Source organism: Limnofasciculus baicalensis BBK-W-15 (genome assembly GCF_024178385.1).
Taxonomy (GTDB): Bacteria; Cyanobacteriota; Cyanobacteriia; order Cyanobacteriales; family Coleofasciculaceae; genus Limnofasciculus; species Limnofasciculus baicalensis.
Window position 1 is genome coordinate 1 of the sequence record NZ_JAMZMM010000422.1, and the last position, 4,670, is coordinate 4,670.

At 41.3% G+C, this 4,670-nt stretch carries 2 protein-coding genes; one reads left to right on the top strand and one right to left on the bottom strand.

Features of this window, described 5'->3' with window-relative positions; all coding sequences use genetic code 11:
- The coding region (gene uvrC / locus NJ959_RS25800) for an excinuclease ABC subunit UvrC (RefSeq protein WP_254014622.1) at positions 1-1,439 on the bottom strand (1,439 nt) is incomplete at its 3' end.
- Positions 1,440-1,804: 365 nt separating this feature from the next.
- Here uvrC and NJ959_RS25805 point away from each other — a divergent pair.
- Positions 1,805-4,670 (top strand): PAS domain S-box protein (locus NJ959_RS25805; RefSeq protein WP_254014623.1); only part of this gene is annotated, 2,866 nt, incomplete at its 3' end.

Below are 4,670 nucleotides of genomic sequence, written 5' to 3' on the forward strand. Positions count from 1 at the left end.
ACTCCCCACTCCCCACTCCCCACTCCCTGCTCATACTTACGGAAGCGGCGCTGAATTACTTCGGCTAGACTGGCAAAGTCATCGGAGTAACCTGTGGTAATTTTGGGGTTTTTAATTTTATAGTGGCGATAGTATTGTTTGGCGGGAATACCATCAATAAATACTACTTGTGAGGCGACAGCATTAGAGCCTTGAATGTGGGAAATATCGTATCCTTCAATTCGGTGGGGTAAGTTTGGTAGGTTGAGAATTTTGGCTAAATCTTGTAGGGATTGACTGTTACGAATGCTAAATTTCTGATTCCGTTCTAGTTCGTATCTGGCATTCTTTTCCACCATTTCAATTAGTTCTGCTTTGGTTTGTCTTTGGGGAGTAATTATGGTGATTTTACGCCCTTTTTTACTGCTTAAATAATCTGATAATATCTCATCGTCAGGTAATTCGTACTGGACTATAATTTCTGTGGGAATTTCCACAGGTTCGGCGTTTTGGTAATGTTCTTCCAATACTCGCTGTAAAATAGCTCCAGGTGTACCAGATTCAGCATCGGCGAAAAATCCCAAACGCCCTACTAAACGTCCAGCCCGAATCTGGAATAGCTGAATGGAAGCGTGTTTGTTGTCGGCGGCAAGGGCGATCGCATCTCGCGATACGGTATCATCGGGTAAGGATACTTTCTGATCGGCATTCAGGGTTTTCAGTCCATTAATTTGGTCGCGAATTTTGGCGGCTAATTCAAAGTTCATTGCCTCTGCTGCTTTTTCCATATTTGCTGTCAGAATATCAACTAATTCTCCATTCCTTCCTTGAAAGATCATAGCGATTTTCTGGATAGTCTTGCGGTAGTCTTCTGAAGTAATTAGCTTTTGACAGACACCGGGACAACGACCTATGTCATAATTGAGGCAAGGACGATCTTTAAATAGAGGTTGGGGACGCTGCCTTTGGGGGAAAATTTGTTTGACTAGATTTAGGGTATTCCTCAATAAACCAACATCGACATAAGGTCCGTAATATTTATCTTTTGCGTTAGTAAGTTGTCGTTTGCGGGTGATAAAGATGCGCGGATATTCTTCTGAGTAAGTAATACAAATGTAGGGATATTTCTTATCATCTTTGAGCAGGACATTAAAATATGGCTGGTGCTGCTTGACAAGATTGGCTTCTAATGCTAGTGCTTCGGCTTCAGTATCAGTGACGATAAATTCAATATCTGTCACCTGTTGCACCATCATAGCGATGCGAGGGCTGAGGTGTTGGGAGTCGCGGAAGTATGAACCAACTCGCGATCGCAGTTTTTTGGATTTGCCAATATAGAGGATAAGATCGTTTTTGTCTCGCATCAAGTAGACTCCCGGTTGAGGGGGAATCTCCTTGAGTCGGCTTGACAAGCGGTTTGGATCGTTAATCAGAGTTAGGATGGAAAGATAGATTGTCACGGACGTTACCTTAGATCTCTATCCTTCATGATAGAAAGAGGTAGGGAAGTGGGCGTAAATAAACCTCACATCAAGAAACTGGGTTTCTTCAGCCCAGCAAGTTTGCTGAGTTTAGGGAAGGGAAGCCTGTAGGTGTGATTTGTAATCGCTAGGTATTTTCGCTTATCATAACTGGTGGCAAACTTTCGCTGCGATAGACTAAAATTGTCTGATCGTAACAGGGGCACTACAAGTTTAGTTAAAAATTCGTAAAAAAAAGTCTTTTTTTGATCTCTTGATTGAATACTTCTGTCACTTGTATGCTCCAGTTTTTGCCAAGCTTTTTTTCTGAAGGCTTCTTGAAGCAATTTGGGTATTGTTACATAATGAAGCCAGAGTTAATGGCTCTTCATATTGTTTCGGATTCTTTGATTGCCTTCGCCTATTACTCCATCCTCATTATCCTACTTTACTTTCTCCAAAAGCAACGAGATTTACCATTTAACTGGATATTCCTATTATTTGGTCTATTCACGATCGCCTGCGGTACAACCCATATAATGGAAATATGGACAATTTTTTATCCATATTATTGGGTTTCTGGTTTCCTTAAAGCACTGACGGCCGGGATTTCTCTCTTTACGGCTATAGAATTGTGGATTTTGGGTAAATCCGGATATTGGCAGTGGATATTATCTCAAGCCAAAGTAATTGCCTGGGATAAATCCGGAAATTTATTACATTTGACGGTAACTAATATCGATGTCAGCAAAAGCAAAGAGGCTCAAATGGAAATAATGACTACTAAAATTTCCCTAGAAGACAAACTTCAGCGGATTTTGCTACAAGAGAGAATTACTCAAGAGATTAGATCTAGTTTAAAACCAGAGCAATTTTTTCAAATCGCAGTTAACCAAATCGGTGAAGCATTCAATGTGGATCGTTGTCTGGTTCACATTTATATTGAATCCCCAACACCTCATATTCCTTTAATGGCAGAATACAAACGATCAGGAATAGAAACACCTTGGGTGATGGATATTCCCGTAATTGGTAATCCCCATGTGGTGCGGCTCTTATCACAAGATTCAGCTATTGCTTGTGATGATGTGGACAAGGAACCGCTACTCAAAGGTGCTTTATCATTGTGTCATCAAGTAGGATTAAAATCAATCCTGGGAGTCCGAACTTCCTATCAAGGAAAACCGAATGGGATAATCGCTGTTCATCAGTATCATCACCCACGTCATTGGCGGGATGAAGAGATTTCTCTATTAGAAGCGGTGGCAGCACAATTGGGAATTGCTATCGCCCAAGCTAATCTTTTATCAAGGGAAAGACAACGGCGCATTGAATTAGATTGGCACAATCAGCAACTAAGTGAAGAAATTCGCATCCGTCAACATACAGAAGAAGCACTCAGGAAAAGTGAGGAACGTTGGCAATTAGTCCTTGAAGGCAATAATGATGGTATTTACGATTGGAATATTAAAACAGGAGAAGTGTTCCTATCCTCTCGGTTAAAGGAAATACTGGGCTATCAAGATTATGAACTAAGAAACCATGTTGATACATGGCACAATCTTTTACATCCCGAAGATTTTAAACAGGTGATTAAGAGTCAGGAAGCTTACCTGAATAAGCAGTCCCCAGAGTATCTAGTTGAATATCGCCTCCGCTGCAAAGATGGCAGCTATAAATGGATTTTGGCACGAGGACAGGCACAATGGGATGAAATGGGGCAACCTGTGAGGATGGTTGGTTCCCATCAAGATATTAGCACTCGCAAACAGATAGAAGCTGCATTAATCCAAAGTGAGAAAAAGTATCGGGATTTGGTTGAGGCCTCCCAGGATATGATCTGGTCAGTAGATAATGAAGGAGATTATACCTTCGTCAATGGGGCAGTTAAGCAAATTTATGGCTACAATCCCGAAGAAATGATCGGTTGTCCGTTTGCTGAATTTATCTCACCACACCAGATAAGTAAAGATCGAGATATTTTCCATAGTGTTATTCAGGGAAAGCCAATCTTTCAGCATGAAACTACACATATAGCCAGAGATGGTAAACCGATTCATCTCATGTTTAATGCAATCGCACAGCGAGATGAACGGGGCGAGATCATCGGCACAATTGGTACAGCTAGCGATATTACGGAACGGAAGCAGCGAGAAGAGGCATTGCGATTAATTGTCGAGGGTACTGCATCGGCAACTGGTTGTGACTTTATGCGTTCTTGCGTCTTTTATTTGGCTAAAGTTTTGCAAGTTCGTTATGCCTTTATTGCTGAGGTAGACAAAGAGCGTACCAAAGCTTGTTCCTTAGCATTTTGGATCGGTGAAACCTGGGGAGAGAATTTTGAATATAAACTAGAAGGAACTCCCTGCCAAGGGGCTGTACAGGGACAAGCATGTCTTTATCCTCAAAATGTGCAAGACTTATTTCCTTGCGATAGCGATTTAACCGAACTTGATGCCGAAAGTTATTTGGGAATTCCACTCCATAACTCTGACGGAAGTATATCGGGTATTTTGGTGGTAATGGATGTTAAGCCGATGATTCCCAATTCAGGGCAAGAGTCAATTCTCAAAATTTTTGCTGCCCGTGCCTCCGCCGAAATAGAGCGCCAACAAGCCGAGGCAGCTCTGCGAGAAAGTGAGGCCAGAGAACGAAAAAAGGCAGAAGAACTACAATTTACACTAAAGCAGTTAAAACACACCCAGGCTCAACTAATTCAAGCGGAAAAAATGTTGAGTTTGGGGCAGTTTGTCGCAGGTGTTGCCCACGAAATTAATAATCCAGTTAACTTTATCTACGGCAATATTACTTATGCAGATCGATACTTCCAAGATCTCCTAAGCCTGATTGAACTATACCAGCAAACTTACCCCAATTCTACACCAGCAATTCAAGATCGAACTGAGGAAATTGAATTAGATTTCTTGGTAGAAGATTGGCAAAAAATTATTCATTCAATGCAATTAGGCTCGGAACGGATTCAACAGATTGTTGTCTGTCTGCGCAACTTCTCCAGACTGGAGGAATCAGAGTTGAAATCGGTAGATATCCATCTAGGTATTGAAAATACCCTGATGATTTTACGTCACCGATTCAGATCCGTAGGAGATCGATGTGAGATTCAAGTAATTAAAGACTACAGCAAACTGCCATTAATTACTTGTTATGCAAGTCAGTTGAATCAGGTATTTCTCAACCTCCTTAATAATGCTATTGATGCAGTAGAAAAAC